The sequence below is a fragment of the Dictyobacter kobayashii genome (assembly GCF_003967555.1).
Classification (GTDB): Bacteria; Chloroflexota; Ktedonobacteria; order Ktedonobacterales; family Ktedonobacteraceae; genus Dictyobacter; species Dictyobacter kobayashii.
In genome coordinates, this window is sequence record NZ_BIFS01000002.1 from 483,889 (window position 1) to 508,537 (window position 24,649).

General features: G+C 51.4%; 21 protein-coding genes. 16 read left to right on the plus strand and 5 right to left on the minus strand.

The features are described 5' to 3' along the window. Nucleotides 1-86 precede the first annotated feature (86 nt). The 7 genes from EL645_RS28850 (at nt 87) to EL645_RS28880 (ending at nt 6,830) form a co-directional block, all read left to right on the plus strand. The gene (locus tag EL645_RS28850) at nt 87-1,253 is read left to right on the plus strand and encodes an acyl-CoA dehydrogenase family protein (protein ID WP_126555062.1); all 1,167 of its coding nucleotides are present in this window, start codon (nt 87-89) and stop codon (nt 1,251-1,253) included. Continuing rightward, a complete protein-coding gene (locus tag EL645_RS28855) occupies nt 1,253-2,401 on the plus strand; it encodes an acetyl-CoA acetyltransferase (RefSeq protein ID WP_126555064.1) in 1,149 nt (382 codons plus the stop codon). The genes EL645_RS28850 and EL645_RS28855 overlap by 1 nt, the downstream gene beginning before the upstream one ends. Before the next feature lie 8 nt (nt 2,402-2,409). Then, nucleotides 2,410-2,820: a Zn-ribbon domain-containing OB-fold protein gene (locus tag EL645_RS28860; RefSeq protein ID WP_126555066.1), complete on the plus strand. Its 411-nt coding sequence runs from the start codon at nt 2,410-2,412 to the stop codon at nt 2,818-2,820. Nucleotides 2,821-2,887: 67 nt separating this feature from the next. Then, on the plus strand, nt 2,888-5,029 hold the full coding sequence (locus tag EL645_RS28865) for an acetate--CoA ligase family protein (RefSeq protein ID WP_126555068.1): 2,142 nt from the start codon (nt 2,888-2,890) through the stop codon (nt 5,027-5,029). A gap of 99 nt (nt 5,030-5,128) precedes the next feature. Continuing rightward, nucleotides 5,129-5,887 (plus strand): SDR family oxidoreductase, encoded by a 759-nt coding sequence (locus EL645_RS28870; RefSeq protein ID WP_126555070.1) that lies wholly within the window; start codon nt 5,129-5,131, stop codon nt 5,885-5,887. Nucleotides 5,888-5,907: 20 nt separating this feature from the next. Further along, nucleotides 5,908-6,357: an FAS1-like dehydratase domain-containing protein gene (locus EL645_RS28875; protein WP_126555072.1), complete on the plus strand. Its 450-nt coding sequence runs from the start codon at nt 5,908-5,910 to the stop codon at nt 6,355-6,357. 32 nt (nt 6,358-6,389) lie between these two features. Beyond that, nucleotides 6,390-6,830 (plus strand): MaoC/PaaZ C-terminal domain-containing protein, encoded by a 441-nt coding sequence (locus EL645_RS28880; RefSeq protein WP_126555074.1) that lies wholly within the window; start codon nt 6,390-6,392, stop codon nt 6,828-6,830. A 156-nt stretch (nt 6,831-6,986) separates the two neighbouring features. Here the strand turns inward: EL645_RS28880 and EL645_RS28885 are convergent, their stop codons facing one another. After that, complete coding sequence (locus EL645_RS28885) at nt 6,987-8,483, minus strand: discoidin domain-containing protein (protein WP_126555076.1); 1,497 nt, start codon at nt 8,481-8,483, stop codon at nt 6,987-6,989. A 111-nt stretch (nt 8,484-8,594) separates the two neighbouring features. Continuing rightward, nucleotides 8,595-10,562, minus strand: coding sequence for a discoidin domain-containing protein (locus EL645_RS28890; RefSeq protein ID WP_126555078.1), 1,968 nt, complete (start codon nt 10,560-10,562; stop codon nt 8,595-8,597). A gap of 332 nt (nt 10,563-10,894) precedes the next feature. Here EL645_RS28890 and EL645_RS28895 point away from each other — a divergent pair, with 332 nt between their 5' ends. The 5 genes from EL645_RS28895 to EL645_RS28915 all read left to right on the plus strand — a co-directional run bounded on the left by EL645_RS28895 (nt 10,895) and on the right by EL645_RS28915 (nt 16,255). After that, nucleotides 10,895-11,947 carry a LacI family DNA-binding transcriptional regulator gene (locus EL645_RS28895; protein ID WP_126555080.1) on the plus strand — a complete coding sequence of 351 codons (1,053 nt, stop codon included), beginning with the start codon at nt 10,895-10,897 and terminating at the stop codon, nt 11,945-11,947. 167 nt (nt 11,948-12,114) lie between these two features. After that, on the plus strand, nt 12,115-13,488 hold the full coding sequence (locus tag EL645_RS28900; protein ID WP_161977781.1) for an extracellular solute-binding protein: 1,374 nt from the start codon (nt 12,115-12,117) through the stop codon (nt 13,486-13,488). A gap of 101 nt (nt 13,489-13,589) precedes the next feature. Further along, nucleotides 13,590-14,558, plus strand: coding sequence for a carbohydrate ABC transporter permease (locus EL645_RS28905; RefSeq protein WP_126555084.1), 969 nt, complete (start codon nt 13,590-13,592; stop codon nt 14,556-14,558). Nucleotides 14,559-14,560: 2 nt separating this feature from the next. Next, the gene (locus tag EL645_RS28910; protein ID WP_126555086.1) at nt 14,561-15,439 is read left to right on the plus strand and encodes a carbohydrate ABC transporter permease; all 879 of its coding nucleotides are present in this window, start codon (nt 14,561-14,563) and stop codon (nt 15,437-15,439) included. A gap of 327 nt (nt 15,440-15,766) precedes the next feature. Further along, complete coding sequence (locus EL645_RS28915; protein ID WP_126555087.1) at nt 15,767-16,255, plus strand: methylglyoxal synthase; 489 nt, start codon at nt 15,767-15,769, stop codon at nt 16,253-16,255. 81 nt (nt 16,256-16,336) lie between these two features. On the opposite strand, the gene EL645_RS28920 is transcribed toward EL645_RS28915, so the two are convergent. Further along, on the minus strand, nt 16,337-16,795 hold the full coding sequence (locus EL645_RS28920; protein ID WP_126555088.1) for an ABA4-like family protein: 459 nt from the start codon (nt 16,793-16,795) through the stop codon (nt 16,337-16,339). A gap of 434 nt (nt 16,796-17,229) precedes the next feature. Here EL645_RS28920 and EL645_RS28925 point away from each other — a divergent pair, with 434 nt between their 5' ends. The 4 genes from EL645_RS28925 (at nt 17,230) to EL645_RS28940 (ending at nt 21,087) form a co-directional block, all read left to right on the plus strand. Next, nucleotides 17,230-18,015: a hypothetical protein gene (locus EL645_RS28925; protein ID WP_126555090.1), complete on the plus strand. Its 786-nt coding sequence runs from the start codon at nt 17,230-17,232 to the stop codon at nt 18,013-18,015. Continuing rightward, on the plus strand, nt 18,012-18,365 hold the full coding sequence (locus EL645_RS28930) for a hypothetical protein (protein ID WP_126555092.1): 354 nt from the start codon (nt 18,012-18,014) through the stop codon (nt 18,363-18,365). Before EL645_RS28925 ends, EL645_RS28930 begins: the two co-directional genes overlap by 4 nt. A 2-nt stretch (nt 18,366-18,367) precedes the next feature. Beyond that, nucleotides 18,368-20,113, plus strand: coding sequence for an ABC transporter ATP-binding protein (locus EL645_RS28935; protein ID WP_126555094.1), 1,746 nt, complete (start codon nt 18,368-18,370; stop codon nt 20,111-20,113). Nucleotides 20,114-20,247: 134 nt separating this feature from the next. Then, nucleotides 20,248-21,087: an energy-coupling factor transporter transmembrane component T family protein gene (locus EL645_RS28940; protein WP_371865833.1), complete on the plus strand. Its 840-nt coding sequence runs from the start codon at nt 20,248-20,250 to the stop codon at nt 21,085-21,087. 314 nt (nt 21,088-21,401) lie between these two features. On the opposite strand, the gene EL645_RS28945 is transcribed toward EL645_RS28940, so the two are convergent. Continuing rightward, complete coding sequence (locus tag EL645_RS28945) at nt 21,402-23,279, minus strand: serine/threonine-protein kinase (protein ID WP_126555100.1); 1,878 nt, start codon at nt 23,277-23,279, stop codon at nt 21,402-21,404. Between the two features lie 236 nt (nt 23,280-23,515). Continuing rightward, a complete protein-coding gene (locus EL645_RS28950; protein WP_161977782.1) occupies nt 23,516-24,631 on the minus strand; it encodes a multicopper oxidase family protein in 1,116 nt (371 codons plus the stop codon). Nucleotides 24,632-24,649 lie beyond the last annotated feature (18 nt).

The window sequence follows — 24,649 nt, forward strand, 5'->3', positions numbered from 1 at the left end:
TTATGAGCCTGATACGGACAGTAGACTAAGAGGTCTATTGTTATCTGCAAGGTCGTGACTCAATCAATAGTGCAAAGGAGCCAGCCATGGATTTTAGCCTGACCGACGAACAGAAAATGGTTCAGCAGACCGTGCGTGATTTTGTAAAAAGAGAATTGATGCCCCTGGAAGGGGATGTGCTACGCAATGAGCGCGAGGGCCGCCCCGGCATCGAGCCTGGCAAGATTCGGGAGTTACAACGTAAGGCCAAAGAGATGGGTTTCTGGGGCATTAATACCCCAGAAGAATACGGTGGGGCGAATCTTGGTCCGTTAATGACAGCGGTCGTTAGCATGGAGCTGGCCCGCACCTTTGTGCCGTTTGCCTTTGGCGGCAACGCCGATAATATCCTCTATTATTGCAATGAAGAACAAAAACAGCGCTATTTAATCCCTACCATCAATGGTGAGCGTCGCTCTTGCTTTGCGCTGACCGAACCTGGCGCCGGCTCGGATGCCGCTAATATTCAGATGCGCGCGATCCAGGATGGAGATCATTGGATTCTTAATGGCGAGAAGGTCTTTATTACTAATGGGAATGAGGCGGACTTTGCTATGGTCTTTGCGGTCACGGACGTGGAGAAGGGCGCGCACGGTGGTGTGACCTGTTTTCTGGTTGATCGTGAGATGGGCTGGCGCTCCGATTATATCCACACGATGGGCGAGTGGGGACCGGCTTCGCTTTATTTTGAGAATGTACGCGTCCCCGAAAAGAATATCCTGGGCAAACTTAATGGTGGCTTCAATCTCGGAATGCAGTGGATCGGGGCGGGACGCTGGGCGATCGCTTGCCGGGCAGTGGGTGTGGCGGAACGCGCCTTGCAGATGGCCATCGATTATTCCCATACACGCGTGACCTTTGGTAAGCCGATTGCTGATCGCCAGGCGATCCAGTGGATGATCGCCGATTCGCATGTTGAGATCGAGGCGACACGCTGGCTCGCGCTCTACGCGGCCTGGTTGGCGGAGCAGAAACAGGATAATCGCCACGCCTCTTCGATCGCGAAACTACATGGCTCCAATATGGTCAATCATGTCGTTGATCGGGTGCTCCAGATCCACGGCGGCATGGGCTATACCAAAGAGCTACCGGTGGAGCGCTGGTATCGCGAAGTGCGCCTGTGGAGAATCTTTGAGGGCACCGATGAGATCCAGCGCTTTATCATTTCACGTAATCTGTTGCGCGGCCATGTGAAACTGGGGGAGGCACTTTAATGGTCTCCTCGCGCAGGGCCGCGATTGTGGGTGTGGCCGAATCAGATCTTGGCCGCACCCCGGATAAAACTGTGCTCCAACTCCAGGCGCAGGCGGCACAGGCCGCGCTGGCCGATGCGGGCCTGGACTTCAATGATGTGGAGGCACTCTTTGGGGCTGGCAACTGGGCCTGGTCCACCAACTTGATGCTGGCCGAATATCTGGGTCTCCAGCCCAAATATACCGATTCCACGAACATCGGCGGCTCTTCATTTGAAGCCCATATCGGACACGCGCTGGCCGGCATTGAGGCGGGACTCTTTGAGGTGGCCTTGATCACCTATGGCAGCACCCAGCGCTCTGATCGTTCACGCCAGCGTGGCCATACAGCCTTTAAGTTGACCGAACAGTATGAGCCGCTCTTTGGCCTGCCAACACCGGTGGGCGCATATGCGCTGGCGGCGATGCGCCATATGCATGAGTATGGCACGACCAGTGAGCAATTGGCCGAGGTGGCGGTGGCGACCCGCAAATGGGCCTCCATGAACGAGAAGGCAATGATGCGCGACCCGATCAGTATCGAGGATGTACTCAACTCGCGCTGGGTGGCCGAGCCACTGCACTTGCTGGATTGCTGCCTGGTCACCGATGGTGGCGGGGCTGTAGTTGTCACATCGGCCGAGCGGGCCCGTACTACCCGCAAAGCACCAGTCTGGATACTCGGACATGGCGAGTCCCATACACATAATACGATCGCTAATATGCCTGATCTGGCTACCCACCGGGCGGCGATTACCTCTGGACAGGCCGCCTTCGCGATGGCTGGCCTTACGCCGAACGCTATTGATGTGGCTGAAATCTACGATTCATTCACGATTACGGTGCTGCTAACGCTGGAGGCACTGGGCTTTTGTGGCCGTGGTGAAGGAGGAGCCTTTGTCAGCGGACAACGTACGGCGCCCGGCGGCCTCTTCCCGATGAATACCAATGGCGGAGGACTCTCCTACTGCCATCCCGGCATGTATGGCATTTTCCTGCTTATTGAGGCGACACGCCAGCTGCGTGGTGAATGTGGCGCGCGCCAGGTCGAGGGGGCTCGGATCGCCCTGGCCCATGGGACGGGTGGTGTGCTCTCGTCGGCCGCTACCGTTATTTTGGGAAAGGATTAATTGAGCGCATGCCTGAACAATTACCTATTTCTCTGCTACAGCAGGATAGCGATTCCCGTCCCTACTGGGAGGGCCTGGCGCAGGGCGAACTGCGTATCCAGCGCTGCACTAGCTGTTCAAGGGCCGTATTCTATCCTCGCGCACTCTGCCCACATTGCCATGCCTCCACTCTCAGCTGGATCGTCACGACCGGCAAGGGGGAGATCTATTCGTATACGGTTGTCCACCAGGCTTACGGACCGTTCGCCACAGATCTCCCATTTGTTGTCGCGATCATTGAACTGGAGGAAGGTGTGCGCATGATGTCACGCCTCGTCGAGACTCCGCGTGAACGTATCCAGATTGGTGCTGCGGTGCAGGTCAGCTTTCAAAGCGTTGAAGAGAACTTCACCCTGCCTTATTTTCAGCTCCTTGAGTGATATTCTCGGCCTGAACCAGTTCTCTTACAATGTTGTTTGAGTTCGTATATGTGCGAGGTACTAAAGCATGATACCGTCCCAACATATATCAGCAGAGCAGCTTCACCGCTTTTTTCGCCCACGTAATATTGCCTTGATTGGAGCAACCGATAACTCACGCTGGTCGATCTATACCTTTGACAACCTGAAGAATTTCGGCTTTGCGGGTCCTGTCTACCTGGTTAATCCTAATCGGGAGATTGTGCATGGACAACGGGCATTCAAGTCTTTGCGCGACCTGCCTGAGGTGGTGGACCTGGCATTTGTGATGGTTTCAACGGCCCGCGTGCTCTCGATTGTGCAGGAAGCAGCCGAGCTGGGTACGACGCGCTTTGTGGTGTTAACCTCCGGCTTTAGCGAGACGGGTGAGGCGGGCGCGCAGCTTGAACAGGAGCTGCTTGAGTATGCTCGGGCACATGCGCTGACCATTCTGGGTCCTAATGGCAATGGCTTCATTAATATCACTGATCAGATCACACCTTACGGCCTGCCCATTACCCCTCCGCTCAAGTCTGGTCCAGTCGGCGTGGTCCTGCAAAGCGGTGCCCTTACCAGCGCGGTGCTGGCCTTTGCGCAGGGACATGCCATTGGATTGAGTTTGTTGGTGGCGGTAGGAAACGAGAGTATGATCTCGGTAACCGATGTGGTGGACTATCTGCTGGCCGATGAGTCTACGCGTTCTATTGCGCTCTTTCTGGAATGCGTGCGCCATCCGGCTGAGCTGCGGCGCGTTGCCGAGAAGGCACGCGCACTGGGCAAGACTATCGTGGTATTCAAGATTGGCAGGAGCGAGGCCAGCTCGCGGGCCGCCCTGGCCCACACGGGTGCCCTGGTTGGCAATGATGCCATTAATGCGGCCGCCTTTCGCCAGCTGGGTATTATTCGTGTCTCCTCGCTTGAAGATCTCTTGACGACCGCTGCCCTGGCAGGCTATACGCCGCCGCTACCCGGCCGTCGCATGGGCGTAGTGACCCCCTCCGGCGGGGCCTGTGATATTATTTCGGACCTGGCGGAAGAGGTTGGATTGGAGCTCCCTGATTTCGCACCGGAAACTATAGAGCGGCTTCATGATGTGCTGCCTGCGTTCTCGACCAGCCACAATCCCCTGGATGTGACCGGCTATGTGGTAGTGGATGCAACACTTCAGCAACGTGCGCTGGAGGTAGTGGTCAACGATCCCAATCTGGATTTTGTGCTCAACCTGACTACGGTCGAAGGGGGACGGGAACCCACCCCTGAAACGCTGGCCACCACGCTGCCACTCTATGATAATCTCAAGCGCATTATTCACTCGGCGCCGCGCCCGGTCGTTCTGACCACCAATACCTGCATGGATCTGCCAGCTACGACACGCCTGGTCGTTGAGCGTACCGGCCTGCATTTTATCGCCGGCCTGGAACATGGCGTACGTGCCCTGGGTAGATTCATCTGGTGGTCCGAACAACTTAAAGCCTCAGCAGGGATGCCAGCACAGGAGGCTACACCACTGCCACCGCTTGCCACCGATCTGGCCAGAGGAACCTGGTCTGAGGCACGGGCACGTACGTTGCTGCAGCGCTCAGGCATCCCACTGGTGCCCGGTCAGCTAGCCACTACGGCGGATGCAGCGGTTGCGGCCGCCCGGACGCTGGGTCTGCCTGTCGCCCTCAAAATCCAATCGCCCGCGCTGCCGCATAAAAGCGATATCGGGGGTGTAGCGCTTAACCTGCGTACAGTGGAAGAGGTGCATTCCTCATTCAACGCCATGCTGGAGCGTGTGCGGGCGCAAGCACCAGATGCGGAGATCGAGGGTATTCTGGTCAGTCCGATGCGGGCGCCCGGCCTTGAGTTGCTGGTCGGCATTGTGCGCGATCCTCTCTGGGGCCTGGTCCTCACGATTGGTCTGGGTGGAATCTGGACGGAGGTGCTCAAAGATACAGCGGTCCGTGTGCTGCCGATCCAGTCTGCTGAGATTCTCACGATGCTGGGTGAGCTGCGCGGAGCGGCCCTCCTGCGGGGCGCGCGTGGCCAGGCTGGTGTCAACCTGCACGAACTCAGCCAGGTCATTTATCGCATCAGCATGCTCGCACAGGCACTGGGACCTCATTTGAGTGCGCTGGAGATCAATCCATTGCTCGTCCAGCCCGGCTCGATTGAGGCACTGGATGTGCTGCTAAGCTGGCAGGAATAAGTTCCTGCCGCATGGTTTGCCCGGAACCAGTTGGATACCGGGCAAACCCACAAACAACCATTATTTATTATGCTTTATAAGTACGAAAGGATAAGTATCATGGGTAAACTTGATGGACGTGTAGCTTTTGTCACAGGTGCTGGTCGAGGCATCGGGGCCGCCACAGCATTACGACTGGCTGAAGATGGGGCACGGATTGTGGTTGCCGATATCGATACCGATGGTAGTCAGCAGGTGGTGGCTGAAATAGAAAAAGTGGGCTCACAGGCTCTGGCCGTGGCTTGCAATGTAACCGAGAAGGATGCGGTGGAGGCAGCGATACAGCAAGGCGTTGACCACTTTGGGCAGCTGGATATCCTGGTCAATAATGCCGGGGTGACGCGCGACAATCTGCTCTTCAAAATGACGGATGATGATTGGGAAACGGTCATGAATGTGCATCTGCGCGGCGCTTTCCTCTGTAGCCGGGCCGCCCAGGTGCACATGGTCAAACAAAAATATGGGCGCATCATCTCGCTCTCATCTACTTCGGCCCTCGGTAATCGCGGCCAGAGTAATTACTCGACCGCCAAAGCTGGACTCCAGGGACTGACACGCACGCTGGCCATCGAGCTGGGACCCTTTGGCATCACCGCCAACGCGGTGGCACCAGGCTTTATCGATACTGAGATGACGCGCGCGACGGCTCGGCGCATGGGCTTCGATCCCCAGGAGCGGATTGAGGCGGCCTCCAAAGCTATTCCAGTACGCCGTGTGGGCCAACCACGCGACGTTGCCAATGTTATTAACTTCCTTGCTTCAGAGGAAGCCAGCTACGTCAGTGGTCAGATCATCTATGTAGCCGGCGGCCCACGCTAAGTTTGCGCAAAGGAGCCTGTATGTTCGATACCAGCAAAATTGGCTATCGCTTTGCCCCTTTCACTTACGAGGTGCAGAGAAATAAGATCCATGAGCTCACCACGGCGATCGGCGATACCAATCCGATCTATCACAGCCGTGAGGCGGCCCAGGCGGCTGGCTACCCCGATGTTCCCATTTCGCCTACTACTCCCACCATGTTCAACTTCTGGGGTAATCGTCAACGCGGCAATAGCATGGCGGAACTGGGCATCAATGTGGCTCGTATCCTGCATGGCGAAGAAGAGTATGAGTACCTGGCCCCCATCTATCCCAATGATGTACTAACCGGTACCACCACCCTGGTTGATGGTAAGACACGTCCCGGCAGCGGCGGCCATTCACTGGATATCCTGACCATGGAGACACGTTATGTCAACCAAAATGATCAGCCAGTGAATACCAGGACCACCATCGTTGTTCGGGAGTAGTGTGGGATAGCACAGAAAGGAGGCGCAACGCCATGACAAACCAGGTACAGCCAGTGCTGTATGCCGATGATGTCCAGGTTGGCGATACCATTCCATCCTTGACGACACAGCCGATCACCCACCTGCAACTCGTGCGCTACGCAGGAGCTTCGGGCGACTTTAATCCTTTGCATACCGATCCAAAGGTTGGTGAGATGATTGGTACTGGCGGCATCATCGCCCACGGGATGCTCATCATGGGTCTGGTGGGACAGATGGTGAGCGATTACGTAGGTCCACAGGCTATACGCAAATTCGGCGTCCGCTTCAAGGGCATGACCCATCTCAACGATATCATCACCTGCTCAGGGAAGATCACAGAGAAGTATGAGGCCGAGGGCGAGGTCCGCATTGCAGGTACGCTCCAGGCCATCGATCAAACCGGCGACCTTAAAGTCGCCGGCACATTTGTGGCCGCCCTACCCAATCGTTAATCAACTGGTGGCAAATCTTTTACCTGCACCTCAACAAAGTGCATCGCGTATGATCGACCCATTTGCTGGCCAAACGGGTCGATCGTACGCGATGCTGGCGATCACCAGCATCACGAGAGAGATGCATCTCAAAAAGGAAAGGCTCCACATTACAACTTATGGATATACATTGAGCTCACCAATACTCCACCAGTTACTTGCGCTACCTGTTTGCTGGATAGTGATATAGCGAGCAGACTGTGTACTGAATGAAATGGTCAGGATTGAGTTATTTCCGCTCCCGGCCGCAACTGCATTCCCCCAGGTCCAATTAGATGTTGATAAGAAGACAATATACTGCCTGGGGTAATCGCCGGGAAACTGACTACTGTCCAGGGTAATACTACTGATACGATTAATCTGTCCCATGTCTATCTGATAAAACTGATTATTGGTCTGCGCAGTCTCTGTCGTCCAGCGTGTTGAGCTGTCTCCATCAAAAGGAGCCTGTAGCGCGTTACTGGATGTTCCCCTGGCAGTCCAGCCGCTACGATCCAGCGCAGTACCATCTAACGGTGGCGCAAGAGGCGCACGTAACGTACCACCACCGCCAATATTGCTAGATGAATTATTGTCAATAACCTGCAGCGAAGAAAACAGGCTATTGATATCGCTTTTTAAATCACCGGAGCCAAAGTCATAGTTCGCAGGCACGGTATTTTCAACCCCAATCTGGTTGTCATCCCAGCCTGTATCGTCGACCACATAACCTCCATAATTTTGCAGCGCATAGAACATTTTACGCCCTGCGTCGGTCTTGATCCCCAGGCCATCCAGCGTGGCCGTTGGTGAAAGAGCCAGCAGAGAGCCTTGCATAAGGCTGGCATTTGTCCCTTTGTAGGAATTTGCATTGCTGCTGTCACAGGCACCTGAGTCGGCACGATCAGCAGGCCAGCGATAACCATTGACGGTGCCATTACAGGCGTAGAGATATTTATCCCAGATTTCTAGCTGGAGTGCATGCGGGATCGTTTGATCACCACTGGCCTGTAACTCGCTTAAGCGTATCATGCCCCCGATACTGCTAAGCCCGGAACCGAAATGGCCGCCGCAGATGCCATCTCCTGTGATATCTGCATTGCACGCACGATAACCATAAACATTGCCACCCGCACTACAGCGTGCCAGCGGCTCAATCTGCACCAGCGTCTTCCCATCTGGCTGCAAGATCGCCGCTGCATTGTTTGGAGTAGAATAGGGATTGCTGGTTGCATCGGGCACAACGGTGTTATCAGGAATGACGATCGGCCCCTGCCCATTCAACTGCGTCCCGGTACAGCGTCCAGGACCCCACGCGCCTGGATCATAAAGATTGCGTTGCGGATCAGAGGCCGAGGTCGTAATAAAGTAATCAGCGTCGCTACTGGTATTTCCAGCGGCAGGTATGTTAGCGGCAACATAACTGGCATTAGAACCAATTGGCATATTCCAGATACTTGTACTGGCAAAGGGTTGGACCAGGGGGTCACGCGTTCCACTGCTGGCTTTTACACTTGCCGTCTGTGGCGAGCTAAAAGCCAGGCTTATGCCTATAAGCAAAGCGATACAGAGAGTTAACCAGGAGGTTTTCCTGGCAGGATTGGTTTGCCAACGCTGCAAAACGTGTCTTCTCATGAAGGGAACTCCTTTTCACGACTTCGTGTGGTAGAAGACTTTTAAAAATGTCTGCTGGTCGCTTTTCGTAGCCTGCATGACCCTCCAATCAGGGTTTACAGGGTTGTGATATTACAGGGTTTTGACATTAAAGACATTGATCTCGTCGACGGCCCAGATTTGGGATGGATTGATGCTACCTCCTGTCGATTGAATCTTTATGTAACGTGCGGTCTGTGTATCAAAAGTAATCTGACTGGTACGCGATGCAGAACCATGCGTGACCAGGCTACTCCAGTTGACGCCATCATCTGAGACATAGATGTCATAATCCTGGACATGCGCGAACGGATAGAGACTACTATCCATATCAACGCGGTTGAAGGTGCGTGGCTTCTTCATATCGATGACAATGTTTTCTCCTGCATAGGGGACCTTGCCAGTATTCCAACCGGTTAAGACATTACCATCCAGTGCCAGCGATGCATCGGCACTGTTGTCCGAGGCGGTTGCGCTCCAGCCTGTTTTGCTCAGGGGCGTAAGGGTTTTCGCATGGATCGCCGGGGCAGGCTTTACCAGGGGCGTTCCACCACCACCAATGCTGTTCGGGCTATTGTTATCGATAATCTGCAGATTGGCAAAGAGCGTGTTAACATCATTTACAAACGTTGCATCCGCAAGGTTAGTATCAGCAAGAGCGCTATTATCGATGCCAATCTGGTTGTCATCCCAACCGGTATCATCGACAACATAACCACCGTAGTGCTGGAGTGCGTAGAAAAGCTTGATAGCTGGGGCGCTGGTCAAACCCAGACTCTGTGGAGTCAGACTGGGATTGAGCGCCATTAATGATCCCTGGCGGAAACTGGTGTCTGGATTACTCTTACAGGGATCAAGGGTGCAATAACCATAATTTGGATCTTTAGCATAACCATCTGGATTTGCGGCAGGCCAGCGGAAGCCGGGCTGAGGATCGCTTTGATTGTAGGCAAAATATTTGCGACCCCATACTTCAAGCTGCAAGGAGTGCATAATCGGTGTGGCATTAACCAGTTCACTCTGGCGAATTAAGCCTCCCAACACGTTCATACCAGAGCCAAAGTGTGTCCCTAGAATTCCATCTCCATAGAGATCACTCTCGGTCCCTCGATAGCCATTCGCCGGTCCGTTCGCGTCACAACGTGCCAGTGGCTGTATCTGTACAACTGTGCGCCCATCAGGCTGTACGATACCAGCAGCATTATTGGGCGTCGAATAATTGGGGGCCAGTGTAGCATCTCCTACCACCAGATTGTCAGGCAATTTGATCGTACCATAGTTCGTGGTGCCTTTACAGCGTCCACCATAGGTAACGCCACCCACTGTGTACGAAGGCCCATCGGGACTATACAGAGGATAGGTGCTATAATCAACGGCCCCCTGCAAGTTGGAAAAGAAAACAGGATCAAAGGAGACATTGGCGGCCTTCTGAATATACGTTGATTTGTAGACCGCATTAGAGCCGATTGGCGTGTTCCAGATACTGTTAGCCTCGTAAGGCCAGACCAGAGGATTACGACCAGCAACCAGCGAGATATCATCTGCGTAAAATGTTCCTGTGCCAGCATTTTTCTGAATAAAAATTAACGCCGATTTAATCGTGCTGGGGGTTAAAACCGTCTGCCCCTGCCAGGTCCAGTCGACATCACTAAAATGCATCTGGTATCCATAAAGCTGGCCTGTGTTATCTGTAACTAGCAAACTGATCTGGCTGTAATCGTGGCTCCCTATCAGTTTGCCCCAGCCGGTCAGCGTATAAAGGGTGTTGGGCTGCAAGGTCACAGTCTGCGTGCGCGCCTGCTGTGCTGGCCCTAGTTGGAGGGCCTGTGTGCCTGAGTGCACCACCTGGGTGTTGGTTTGAGGATCGCCTCCGGCGTCTAGCCAATTAGTAAGTCCAGACTCAAAGCCGGGATTAAGCACAAGATTGTTGGAGGAGGGTTTTGCTCTGGCTTCCGCGGTTTGTACACCTGTGAACAAAACATAACTTAGACTTAGACTAATCGTTGCTATCACCGCACCCACTACCATCATCCATCTCAGCATCTGCTGCTTTTTACCCATAGCCTTTTTCTCCTTAGAAAATAGGTATGCCGGTCCTCCGTGACCAATTTGTTTCGATGGGGATAGGTTAATAGAGCTGCCTTCTTAAAGGTGTGCCATTCCGTAAACGTTTCCGGATTTGCAGCACTGAAATAAAGGTAACATGGGCATTTTTGTTTGTCAAGACATGGCTTTATGCTAGATATATTTCAAATTGGGGATTTTTACTGGTTAAAATACTTGACAAACATGTTTTATTCCGTTTAGACTTGAAGCAAGTCCCGGAAACGTTTACGGTTTTTTCCGCGATCAAGAAAACGAAGTACAACTGGTATTTCTAGTAGGAGAGGTTTGTGAGTGATAAAAGGGCAAAGAATCAAGGCGGCCCATCGCGTGCGCTCATCTGGGATATCGCCCAAAAGTCTGGTGTGTCGATTGCGACCGTCTCACGCGTCCTGAACGAGCGGCCTGATGTGTCACAGGCGACACGCGATAAGGTCATGGCATATGTACGTGAGTTGGGATATGTCTCAAATCGCCATGCTCGTTCGCTGGTCAGTGGTCACGTCAGCTACATCGCTTTTACAGTTCCCCGAGTCGACCACTTTGTTGAAATTTTGGAGGGAGCCACCCAGGTAGCCGAAGAGCATGACGCCAATCTGGTAATCTGCCCCACCCGACACGAGCATAGCCGCGAGGTAACGCTACTAGAACGCTTGCGCGGCGGCGGGGCCGACGGCGCACTATTGATTTTGCCCTCTGAGAGCAAAGATGAGCTGGCGAAACTACGTGCCCAGAATTATCCGTTTGTAGTCGTTGATCCGCGTTACCCGCTTGGCGACGAGATTCCGACTGTATCGGCGGCAAACATGTCTGGCAGTCGAGCCGCCACCGAGCACCTGGTCGAACTTGGGCATAAACGTATCGGAGTGATCACTGGCTATCCAGACTGGAATGCCAGCATTGATCGCCTGGCCGGCTTTCATTCAGTCCTGATAGCCGCTGGCCTCTACAATACCTACTCAGCCGAGATGGTGTGCCATGGTGATTTCTCGGTCGATGGGGGATATAGCGCGGCATGCCGCCTGCTGGAACTTGCAGATCGGCCAACTGCTATCTTTGCCTTTAATGATGATATGGCAGTAGGCGCAATGCGGGCCATTCGCGAGCATAATCTAAGCATACCAGAAGATATTTCTGTGGTTGGGTTTGACGATACCAGGTTTGCTTCATTTGTAACCCCACCACTAACTACAGTGCGCCAGCCAACATATGAATTGGGGAGAGTAGGAATAGAAACGCTTTATCGCGTACTGGATGAACAATCCCTTGAAGTTCCGCGCATCGAGCTCTCAACCAAATTGATCGTTCGTGATTCAACCGCGCCTTGCCCTACACCCAGATAATTGTAGAGCTTTATTTGCCCTTTTGCCATTCAGTACGAGGGGAAGTCGTACCCAGGCTGCGCCACTGGCGCCTGTGTTTTCTATCTATAGTCTCAAAGTCGAGGCACAAAATTTTTGCTTCGAAGTGTTGCGTCTATTTTATTTTCCCAGGGATGGAGGAATATTCTATGACAGAGCACAACAACATTTCATCACCTACACGTCGTCGTTTCCTTGCTCAATCAGCCGCCGTTGTCGGTGCGGCCAGTGGTATCGAAGCCATACTGGCTGCCTGTAGTGGGCCTGCGGTCGGTTCTTCAGGGCCCGTCACATTGACCATCATGGATGACGCCAATGACAACAATGATACCGGATTGAGTAAGCATTGGATCAGTGTCTTCCAGAAACAAAATCCCAACATCGTTATCAAGCGCATCGACTATGATGTCAGCCGCTTGAGCGCCATGCTGGCCTCGAATAGCGCTCCCGATATTGTTAAGACGCCCGGCGGTTCGGAGATTACCAATTTAGCGGCGCGCGGCGTAGCCCTCGATCTGACCAATTATTTTAAACAAAGTACCTTGCTTAAGGAGGATGATCTGCAACCTGTGTGCGATCTCTATCGCTGGGATGGTCAAAAGCAGGGTCAGGGGCCACGCTATGGTATGCCACATGACTGGTCACAGGATTCTATGTACTGGATCAATCAGGCAACTTTCGATGCGGCAAAGGTGCCTTATCCCAGCCAGGAGCAGCCTCTCAGCTTTGATGAGATGCTGGATTTGGGCAAACGCTTAACGGTTCACCAGGGCAGCAAATTAAAAACCTATGGCATGAGTACCAACTGGGATTTCCTGGCACAAATTCTGACGATGGCGGATCAGGCGGGCGCTTCCCTCTACGTCAATAATGATCTCAGTAAAATGGACTTTACGCAGCCGGAGATACGCAAGATCATACAGTGGTTTGTGAGTTGGGCGCAAGCCCGTGTAGGTGACTCACCGCTCGACCCTAGTACTGATTGGTCGGGGCCACTCTTTATTAGTGGCCGTATGGGTATGGTTCCATGGGGCTACTGGTTCAGTAGCTACCTGGCTACTTCCGATCCTAAAACGCGCAAGCAATCGTTGCTGATTCCAGCGCCGCAATGGGGTACGACCAAAAGAGTCAGTAATTGTTATGGTGGCACCGGCTGGTATATCCCTAAAAAATCGAAACATCAGGATGAAGCCTGGAAATTTTTCGAGTTCTATATGGGTGGCGATCCAGCTGTGGCACGCGCGAAATCCGGCACCGGTCTCTCCCCCCTTAAGCACCTCTTTGATCAAATACCCAATGCAACTGCTTATGATAAGCAGGCTTATAACGTACAAAAAGCAGAACTGCCTTATCTCAGCACCTATCAATTTACCCCCTATGCGACAACACAGGCCATTAGCCAGGCCATTGATAACAATATTAAACCTGTTATGCTCGGACAAACGAGCCTGGACAGTGGACTACAGCAGTTGAATACAACCATCAATAAACTGTTGCAGCAGGGCAAGTCGCAGATTGGTTAAGTATGGGGTTACAACAAGGAGCGGTCTTGCCTGGATCAAAACCAGCAAGACCCTCTTGTGTGAGCAAAGACATATGTAGACACCCAGAAAGGTAGGTCTTCATGGCACTTGCGACGAAGCAGGGCGCAACAATAGCCAATCCACGCTCTCGCACAACACGACGGCAATGGAAACGCTACTCTAATCGCTTGTTCTATCTCTTTGTTTCTCCCTGGATTTTAGGTTTTCTAGCGCTGACTGTTATTCCCTTTATCTATGCTTTTGTAATGAGCTTCTCCAATTTTGATGGCATTTCGATCTGGCGCTGGATCGGTTTTCAGAATTATGTGGAATTGCTCTCCGATCCTCTCACCTATTATAGCCTGGGGCGCACCTTGCTCTTTATGATCATCACAGTGCCGATCAGCATAGCTGGCGGACTGGGATTGGCACTACTGGTAAATCGGCAGTTTAAAGGCATCAGTATTTTTCGGACCATCTTTTATCTGCCTTCAGTAGTGCCGATTGTGGCGTCTGCGGTTATCTGGCGCTCTGTGTTCGCACGCGATACCGGCGCGCTAAATGCTCTGATAGAACGCCTTGGTGGCCCTACCATTACCTGGCTGATCGATCCAACCGCGTTCTATGCTCTGATCTTGATGACACTCTGGGGCATTGGCGGTGGTATGATTATCTCTCTGGCTGGTTTGCAAGGTATCCCACAAGAACTGCAAGAGGCCGCTACAGTAGATGGAGCCGGTCACTGGCAAGTATTCCATTCAGTAACGCTGCCACTTTTGAGTCCCATCCTTTTCTTCCAGGTCGTAATGGGGATGATCGCTTCATTGCAAACGCTGATCCAACCATTGCTGCTCTCCGATACCGGTAACACCGCGACCAACGGTTCAGTTCCACACGGAAACTACCTCTATATGGTTCATGTGTACGAGCAGTTCTTCTATTCACAACGCTTCGGCTATGGTTCCGCGTTGCTCTGGATGCTGTTCGCCATTATTTTATTGATTACTATACTCGTATTTCGTTCCAGTGCGTTCTGGGTATATTACGAAGTAGATAAGGAGTCAGACTGATTATGAGCAGTATCCAACTATCATCCAGGACGACAAAGCGCAAATCCGTAGCCACGCACAAGATATTTGGCAATATCGCGGTACTCATACTATTAATCGTGTTTACCCTCCTCTTTATTGCTCCGTTTGCCTGGCTGATTCTTACGGCGCTTAAATCACCCGCAGATTTGGATGCCTTTCCTATTACGTGGTTGCCAGATCATGTACATTGGAATAATTTTGTTCAGGCGGTCACACTGATTGACTACTGGCACTTTGCCTGGAATTCGTTTGCGCTCTCAACCATCCAATCCGTCTTGATTACCGCAACCAGTTCGCTGGTGGGTTTCGGCTTCGCGCGCTTACGGGGTTGGGGCAAACGCCCACTGTTTATGCTGATGCTCTCGACAATGATGCTTCCATCTATTGTAGGTATCATTCCAACTTATATCCTCTTTTCACAGTTTGGCCTGGTAGATACTTACTGGCCCTGGGTACTGTGGGGACTGGCTAGTTCGCCTTTCTTGAGCTTTCTCTTTCGACAGTTTTTTGCCTCGATTCCACAAGAATTAGAGGAAGCTGCGATCGTCGATGGCTGTGGCTATGGACGTATCTTCTGGCAGATTTTTCTGCCGCTCTCAAAGCCAGTAATTGCGACCTCGATGATCTTTGCGTTTACTGGAGTCTGGGGTGATTTTCTGGGCCCAACACTTTTTCTGGATTCTGATAATACGACATTGGCCGTGGCGATCAGTCATGGCTATGCCGATCTCCATGGTCTGACACTGATCAATGTCTTGGCCGCAGGCTGCGTGCTCTACGTGCTTCCCATGCTGATCCTCTTCTTCTTTGCTCAGAAGTACTTTGTCCAGGGCATCGTGACGACTGGCCTTAAAGGATAAGGCGGTATGCAGGAGATTTGAGTATAAATTGAAAGGCCCTGCCATATGGCAGGGCTTTCTTGACAAGTGCCGTGCACATATGATACAAATTGAATGTGGAGATCCATAGATGGTTTTCCGCCAGTTAAAATGCTTAATACATCAGATACAATTATCCTCGCGTCTTGTACTGCAGCGAGACCACAAATTTCCTTTGGAACGCTCCTTCCTGGTAACGATACCCCCACAATTCTGTGCCTTTTTTATGCTTGCATGGTAGCAAGGTAGCAAATAGCTTATGTGTCCAATTTAATATCCCGACGACATGAGTATGTAAGGAGATTTCCCTTGCGACAGAGCAAACGCATTGCTATCATCGCGCACAATAATAAGAAGCGCGATATCCTGGAATGGGCTGAGTTTAATCGACTTTTCCTGGCCCAGCATGAGTTGTATGCGACGGGTACAACCGGTAAATTATTAGAGCAAGAACTTGGCCGCCCTATTCACAAACTGCAAAGTGGACCGCTGGGTGGTGACCAACAGATCGGGGCGAAAATTTCGACCCAGGAGATTGATGTGCTGATCTTCTTCTGGGATCCGCTTGAACAGCAACCTCATGATCCTGATGTGAAGGCGCTCTTACGCATCGCGGTGGTCTGGAATATCCCTATCGCCTGTAATCGGTCGTCAGCCGATTTCTTGATCTCTTCAAATCTGATGCACAATGAGTATCAACCTCATCTCCCTGACTACCATGACTACCTGGAGCGCAACTTCCAGGAACATGCAATCCAGGTCAATCGTGAGCTGCCATTCCCGGTCGGAACGGTCTAGTAACACACGCACAATAAGAAGAAGATAGAGCTACTAATAGTGCTCTATCTTCTTCTTATATATCAACCCACAACCCTATATTTAGTTTTTCGCCTCCACCACGCTTTGATCCTGTGCATCATTGGCAGATTTTAATTTTAGCGCGCGCACGCCAAGGAAGAGGAGCAGGCCCAATGGGCCTAGCATGAGAGTGAAAAAGAGGATGGGGGCCATTAACCAGGCGCTGATGTGGCGCTCCTGACTTTCCAGATAAGCCCAACGTCCAGCGAAAAGATCAAAGGCCAGGAAGTGTACCCAGGCAATCGTTGCCCCGAGCGGCGAGCTCAGCAAACTGGCAATACCCGCCAGGGTTGGCGAGGCAACGGTCAGAAAAATCTCGCCCACATGCGGCAATACCAGAATTATGTAGAGCAGGGCCAGTGGCGCCACGATCAGCGGCGATTGTATGATGCGCCTGGTCCATTTCCAATGCGGTAGCACAATCATCAAGGCCCAGAAAGGGAGTGCTAAAAAGCTGCAGAGTGAAAAAAGTGTCGCCATATAATACTCATCCTCTCATATATAGTGGTATAAGGCCAGCACACTAAACTTCAGTTGTGCTGGCGACTACGCCTCAGTCATGTTGTTCAAATCTTGTTATCTGCTATGAGTATAAATGGAAAACGCGCAGATCGATAGTGAAGCTCGTCATGATCCCAGGATGACAAATGTCATAGTGACCTGTGCGAGATGAGCACGGGGCATCTATTATATGGAAGGGTTTAGCAAAACTGGATGAGAGCATGTATTTATCTAACTCTTTTTAATATTTGTAGTTACATATAGTTTACTAGTATTTAATAATGATATTACCTTTAATTAAATAAAACCACGTATACTTGGCATAGGATTAATCCATCACATTCACAGTGCCCTTTTATATTGTCCTTTTTAACATCTTGTTTGACTATGTTCTTTCATCTGGAGGTGTGGACATGCTTCCTAAATCCTGGGAAGGCACAACAACGGTTAATTTGCCATATCCGACAAGCCTTGTTGTGTACATCATTATCTGGGCGGTCGTGATCGCCGGTATTTATTTTATTTATCAGCGCAGTCGTAATTTTGCCCGCTGGACAACTCAGGACATTCTGATCATTGCGATCATGGGTGTGCTGCTTGAGGTGTATGACAACTTGATTGGCGATCAGTTTATTACGCCAATCATTCAGTTGATTCCCTTCGGACACCTTTTAGCCTTGAACGATCTCCCTTATATGTTCCTCTTAATGGTTGGTATCGCACTCATCCGCAAGCCTGGTTGTGCGACCGCCATGGTTTTCCTGAACTTCATCTTGATGCAGTTGCTTTACAGCGGCACTGGCATCAATGTGTTAATGTGGCCTTACGGTCTGCTGCAGGGCTTATTCGTAGATCTGTATATCGTGTTGCGCGGTGGCCAGGTATTTTCCAAAGGCGATTGGAGCGCGGTCGTAGATGGTTTGATCATGGGTGCGCTGCGAGCCTTCCCGGCGGTTACAGTTCAGAGTGCTTTTCTAGGGCCCTTTATCCAGGGCGAAACAAAAACGCTGGGCTATATCTTCTTCTACACACTCTTCAATGTGATTGGTAATGGGGTTGAGGCTGCTATCTCGGGTCCTCTGGCTGTGCGTATCGCTCGCTCGGTTAACCCTGCTGCTATCCCAACACCGACCAGGCCAGTTGAAGAGCCGCAGGATGTACCGGCTAATAGTGCTCTTGGGGAAGGGGGATCATTATGAATAGTCTTACACTCAGACGTATAGCTATTGCGGGCCTGGTGTTAACCATTCTACTTGCCCTTGATGGTATCTATATGGTGGTAGCTAATTACCATCCAGACGATACCAGCAATAACACGCTGCATATGTCGGATGGAACCACTGTCTTGATCGCTGCGGCCATCTTACTGGTAGTCACCATTATCGCCTTTGTCTTGTCGCGCAATGCAGCTACTCAGCCAGTTGCTGATACGACTCCTGCCGCTGAGGTTGCTCCTGCTGAAGTAGCAGCTGATACAGCCGCTCCGGCTGAACCAGTGGCGGAAAATAGTGCGACAGAGGTCGAGACAAGTACAGAACTCAAAGGATAACCATGCCGGATCTGCACGTCGATAATGTATCCTTCATCTATGCTGGTGCAAGCCGGGCGGTGTTACGTTCTGTACAATTAACTATTCCTGCGGGCGAGTTCGTCTTGCTCGCAGGTCCCTCGGGATGCGGAAAATCAACCCTCGCCCTGGCCCTGGCGGGGCTCATACCATCGCGTATCGCTGGTACATTTGAAGGTCATGTCTATCTGGGCTCGCAAGAGATTGGTACCATGGAGGTACATGAAGCGGCCCAACACATTGGTATCGTTTTTCAAAATCCCGATGAGCAACTTGTCCATCTGGATGTGGAGTCTGAGGTCGCCTTCGGGCCTGAGAATCTGGCTCTACCACATAGTGAAGTTGAACAACGGGTCGCTACTTCACTGGCCTATACGCGTATGGAATACGCGCGTAAACTGGAGATATTCGCACTTTCGGGCGGTCAGAAGCAACGCGTCGCTATCGCAGCCACCCTGGCCATGCAATCACGGGTGCTGGTACTTGATGAACCAACCTCCGATCTCGATCCTGTGGGAACCCAGGAGGTATTAAGTGTACTGCATACGTTGAATAAGCAGTATGGCTGGACCATCGTGCTGGTTGAGCATAAGATTGATGAGGTTGTGCCCTGGGTGGATCGGGTTTTGTTGATGGATGCAGGTCATATTATTGTGGATGCCCCTCCACGCAACGCATTCAGGGATTTAACCGCCTGGCAGCGCTTAGAAGTTTCGGTCCCGCAAATGGTTTCACTGGCCAACGCCCTGCCAGATGTTTTCCAGCACACGCTTCCCCTGACCTCCGATGAGGCCTATGCCGCCCTCGCGCATTCATCTTATTCTACGATGCTGCTCGAACACGCCCAACGCCAATCTGCCATCTCGGTCTATCCCGACCAGGCTAGCGCAGCAGGTACTAATCATGTTCTGAACTGGGAACAGGTTGGACTGTCATATGGCGACAAAAAGATCTTGCAAGATATTAATCTGACAGTTCAGGCTCAGGATTGGCTGGCGATTGTGGGCGCCAATGGCACGGGCAAAACCTCGCTGGCCTCTCTTGCCATGGGCTTTCAAGCGCCCACCCGTGGCAGGATACTCTATGGTGGTAAGCCAGTGGTGGCCGGACAGATTTCACGCCAGGCAGAATATATGGCGTATCTGTTTCAGGCTGCGGATAAAATGCTGTTCACGGCTTCGGTCGAACAAGAATTGCTGTTTGGCGTCAAGCATCAGCGCGGCCGCAAGCAGCGCACACAGCAACCCTATACCGTGGAAAAACTGCTCGAGATCATAGATTTGACCGCCGATCGTGCGGCAAATCCTTTTCACCTGAGCCATGGCCAGCGTAAACGTCTGGCGATCGGCGCGCTGCTAGCACGCTATCCACAGGCATTGATCCTGGATGAGCCTACGACGGGACAAGATGAAGGGCACGCCCGTGCGTTTCTACAATTCTTACAATCCTTGCGGGAACGTGAAGTTTTAACTTATGTCATGATTACCCACAATATGGGGGCGGTGGCCGAGTACGCTAATCGCATGGTTGTGCTGCACAATACCCGGATTGTATTGGATGGCTCACCTGGCTATGTGTTCGCCCATACTGACGAGCTAGCCGACTATGGTATCCTGGCGCCACCCATTGCTCAGCTCCACTCTCGTCTCTGTAGTGGACAGGCTCCCCAGGTTTCGCTTAGCGTCCAGGCGTTTCTGCAAGCGCTCCAGTCGATCGAGGCACATTCATGATACCCTGGCTACATAATTTTTTCTTTCACACCCTTGCTGGACAAACCATACTGGGCTATGTGCTGATGTTTGTGGTGCCTTTGAGCTTACCAGTTCTCTTCATCACATTAATTGGAGCCAAAGGTTTGCGCCACCTGTTCTCATATGAACCACGACCCTCGTTTGTACATCGGTTGGACCCGCGCATAAAGGTGCTCTATCCATTCATTATCGGCATCTTAAGTGTGCTACTCAATTGGAACTTTGTCTATGCCCTGCTACTTTTCACCGTCATTCCCTGGATTCTAGTGCGGCCCTCAGCTACCCGAGTCCGCGTAGTATTAACATTGGTCTTTACACCAGCCATTGGTTTAATCTGGTCGCAAGGTATGTTTTATATTACCTCACACTCCAATGCCCATCTCTTCTTTGTCTTTCCACCGACTCTGAGCTGGTTAGGAACCCCTGGCCTATCCACTGATGGTCTGCTTTATGGAGTGCAACAGGCGGGACGTGTGATTGTGGCCCTGTCGGCTTCACTGATCCTGTTGCTCACCACCACCCCGGCCGAAATTATCTGGGCCTTCTACAAATTTCGCATGCCGGCCGCGGTCGGCCTGGCCTTTACGGTGGCACTGCGCTTCTTGCCCCAATTGATCGAGCGTACCACCGTTTTACTGCAGGTACTACAACTGCGCGGCTATGACTTAAGCCGCCCGCGCTGGTGGGAGGTCGCAGCCTGGCCTGGTTACATCACCCGTGTCGTGATCGCCATCCCCACCATCACAGTCCCGCTATTGATCGGCTCGCTACGCTCTACCTCTGTGACCGCCATGGTCGTAGATGCTCGCGCCTTTGGTACCAAACGCGAACGCACATCCCTGCATCAGTATCGCCTGACCACCGACGATTACTACGCTATCGGCGTGCTCGCCCTGGTAATCCTATTAACCCTGGCCCTGATCCTGCTCCACATCGCCAATCGCCAGGCCTAAAAACAATAAGTAATTCGCATATATTGCAGCAGATGCACAAATTTGTGCATCTGCTGCAATATATGCGAATTACTCTCTTCACGTCTAAATTTGCGCGCCTGCGTCAGCACAAAGTATTCTTATGTAGTGCATAAAATGCGCTATTATCCTTCATAACTCTGGTCCATTTTTATTATAGGATGCAGAAAATGTGCGAAGAACATTTTCTGCATCCTATAATAAAAAGATTCGGGCGCGCATGCGCACGTCCGCATAGAAACGACACGCTTCCCATGCGAATGGGAGTCTGACACATCCAGAGATAACCAATGAGCTTAGCTGGGACTCCAGATATGAATGGTTCTATCACTACTACCTGAGGCAAGCAGTTTGCCATCAGGCGACCACCTGACAGTGTTGACACTGTCAGTATGGCCGCGATAGCTATAGATCTCTTTCCCCTTGGCGGAATCCCAGATTTGTACCGATTTGTCGGCACTGGCCGAGGCGATGGTTGTTCCATCCGGAGACCATTGGACATAGTGAATGGGTCCTGTGTGGTGGTCATAATGAACCGGCGAGATACCCGTAATAGGATTCCAGATATCGACACTATTGTTGCCTCCACCATAGGCCAGCAGTTTCTTGTTAGGAGCCCAGTCCAGGGCATTAATATTGCTTACTGCTGTTCGCTGATAAACCCGGGTCTGCTCACGCTGCAATGCTTCTCGGTCCCCATCCATGCCAGTTCCGACAAACCACATCTGCATTGAACCCTCTTTACTGGCGGCAACAATATAGGTGCCATCGGCGGACCAATCCAGGGCCTGCAATTGCTGAATCTTGCTTTTGTATTGAATTACGAGCCGACCAGTTTTGACGTCCCAGATCTTGATGCTGTTTCCGGCAATGTTAAGCGAAACAATAAATTGGCCGTCAGGCGACCAGGTAAAATATTGGATAGGGGCGTCTTCAAGCCAGGAGGCCTGTTGCGTGCCTGTGTTGACGTTCCAGACCTGAATGTTTCCCTCACTACTGGCCGAAGCGATTGATTTGCTCATCTCTTTCGGCCCCCAGGCAACCATCTGCACTTTACCTCGGTGCCTCTGATAGGTTTTAATGGCCTGCCTGGATGCAATATCCCAGATAGCTATGGTGCGCCCTTCGCCAGCAGCGACAATCTGTTTGCCATCGGCAGACCAGTCTAGACTCATGACAGGCTCTGGCAATGCACAGAGCTGACCATAGGAAGTGACTGATGTAAGATTCATTTTTGGGCGCAATGAGGATGAAAAAGAACGGGCAAATTGTGAGGTGGTACCCGTTGCTTTTTGCCCTGCATTTGAGATAGGACTGATCTCGTTGGTCACATGCTCACTACGCGCTCTGGGCTTTTGATAGCTGGCTTTCTCAAGGGCATCTGCAAAGTCTGTGATGCGCGGGAAGCGCTGGGTAGGGTCTTTAGCCAGGGCGGTGAACAGGGTGCGCTCTACCTCTTCTGGCAGCGTTGGCAGCCTATCAAGCAGAGAAGGTGGCGGCGACATCCGGTGCTTCTCAAGGATAGCGTTGTATGAACCTTGAAATGGGGGAACGCCAATCAACCATTCATAGGCGACGGCGGCCAGGGCATACTGGTCGCTCGTTAAGTGTGGCTGATTCATAGCCTGCTCTGGAGCCATATACTGAATATTACTCATGTTCAGCTGGCTGTTTTTGGACGCGATATGGCGCACAATGGTAGCGATACGCACATCGCTCAGAAGTACGTTATTCTGTCCATCTAATAAAATATTCTCGGGCTTGATGTTAAGATGGGCCAAACGATGATCGTGGATATATTGCAGGGCGCTAGCAAGCTGTTTGATGTAGGTTACGACAATCGATAATGGTAAGCGTTGGCCATCCTTTAAACGTTGCCTCAAGGTGCCATTGGCCACATCTTCCATTATCATTAATGGGACGTTTTGCTCCCTACCCACATCTAAGACACGTAAAATATTAGGGTGATCGAGTAGAGAGAGGATCTGCACTTCGCGGCGGAACGTTTGCCATTCGCTCTCGCTTAGCTGTATATGCCAGATTTTGACCGCTGCCTGCCGGTGCAATTGCACATGTGTTCCTCGATATACTTCACTGCTACTACTGTGTCCAATAAGGCCTTCCATACGGTAATTGCCTAATTGTCTCCCAATAAGAAGTGATTGATCTACCATACAGAGAGCCTCCAAAAATATATAAATAGGTTTTACAGTTATATATTTTACGTAAATAATATGACAACGTCAACTATTTTGTTTATCCTCTAGAATATAGTACCTTCCGCTTGTTTATTCTTACCTTTATCACGCTCGGCAAACTCCTACATCTCCGTCAAATAAAAACAAGTAGAGCACCTCCGTTATGTATGGAGGTACTCTACTTGCGCTAATACATATATGCGCTTATAGCATTATCTGACAGTGATGGTGGTCAGATTCCCATCTGTCGTCGGTACACTGGATGGTACATTTTCGTCTATGTGCTCGTGCAGAATATATTTTCCAGCATGATCGAAATGGACAAGCACATCATTGTGTTCGGCTGGACCGATAATAACCGAGTCGGTTATAGGATACTGGTCCAATTTGCGTCCATCGGTGCCAACGGTCTGGAATTTGAGACCTGGTGCACTTAATGTAAAGATCTGGGTACCTGCATTGATCAGACGCAATAGCACTGTCTGCCCTGCTTTCGCATTAATAGTTGAACGAGGATCCTGGTTGGTCGCGGGCCAGGCCTTACCATTCAGCAAAGCATAACTGACTTTGGACTTGGTCCAATCAACGTCTGGTGTGTTCTTATACAATTTACTGTAATCATTATTGTGGCCGGGCAGGTCTAAATCACTGAGCACAAAGGTCGAGTCCAGATCAAACTTTGGGCTGTTGAGATATGCCTGATTGGGGTGGGCAATTGGTTTAACAATCACGGCTCCATACATACCCATTTGAATATGCTCGGGGGTCGCTTCATGACAATGATACCAGTAGGTCCCAGCATGATCAGCGATAAAACTATAAGTGAATTGTTCTCCCTGCTTGAGCGAACCGGTCTTCTCATCTTTCTGCTTGCTACCCGAAGGCAGCGGAGTCCCACTGGCAGAGCGAGGAGGGGTTGTCATGGGGTCACCATCAGAAGTGCTGTATAGATCGAGTCCATGCAGGTGAATGGTGTGGCCATCGCCACCGGGATTATATTTGGTCAGGGTCGGATCTTTATCGTTAATCAGGGTGACATTGACCTTGTCTCCTTCATTTACGATAATGGGCGGCCCTGGTATCTGAGCGTGGCCATTGGGATTATCTGTATAGCCGAAGACATAGACTTTTTTACCATCGGGCATGGTTAGCCAGTTGTCTCGTACATAGAGTTTAAAATTTCGTGTCTGGGGAATGGGTAAGCCGCTCTTTGAGTCTGCGGCTGAGCCTCCGAATGGGAGATTACAGGCCCCAAGCATACCAGTAACGATACAGGCCAGCATTAATAAGAGTACGCGGATGGCGAGCCGAGTCCTTTGCTTCTTCATAGAATTCAATTCTTTCTT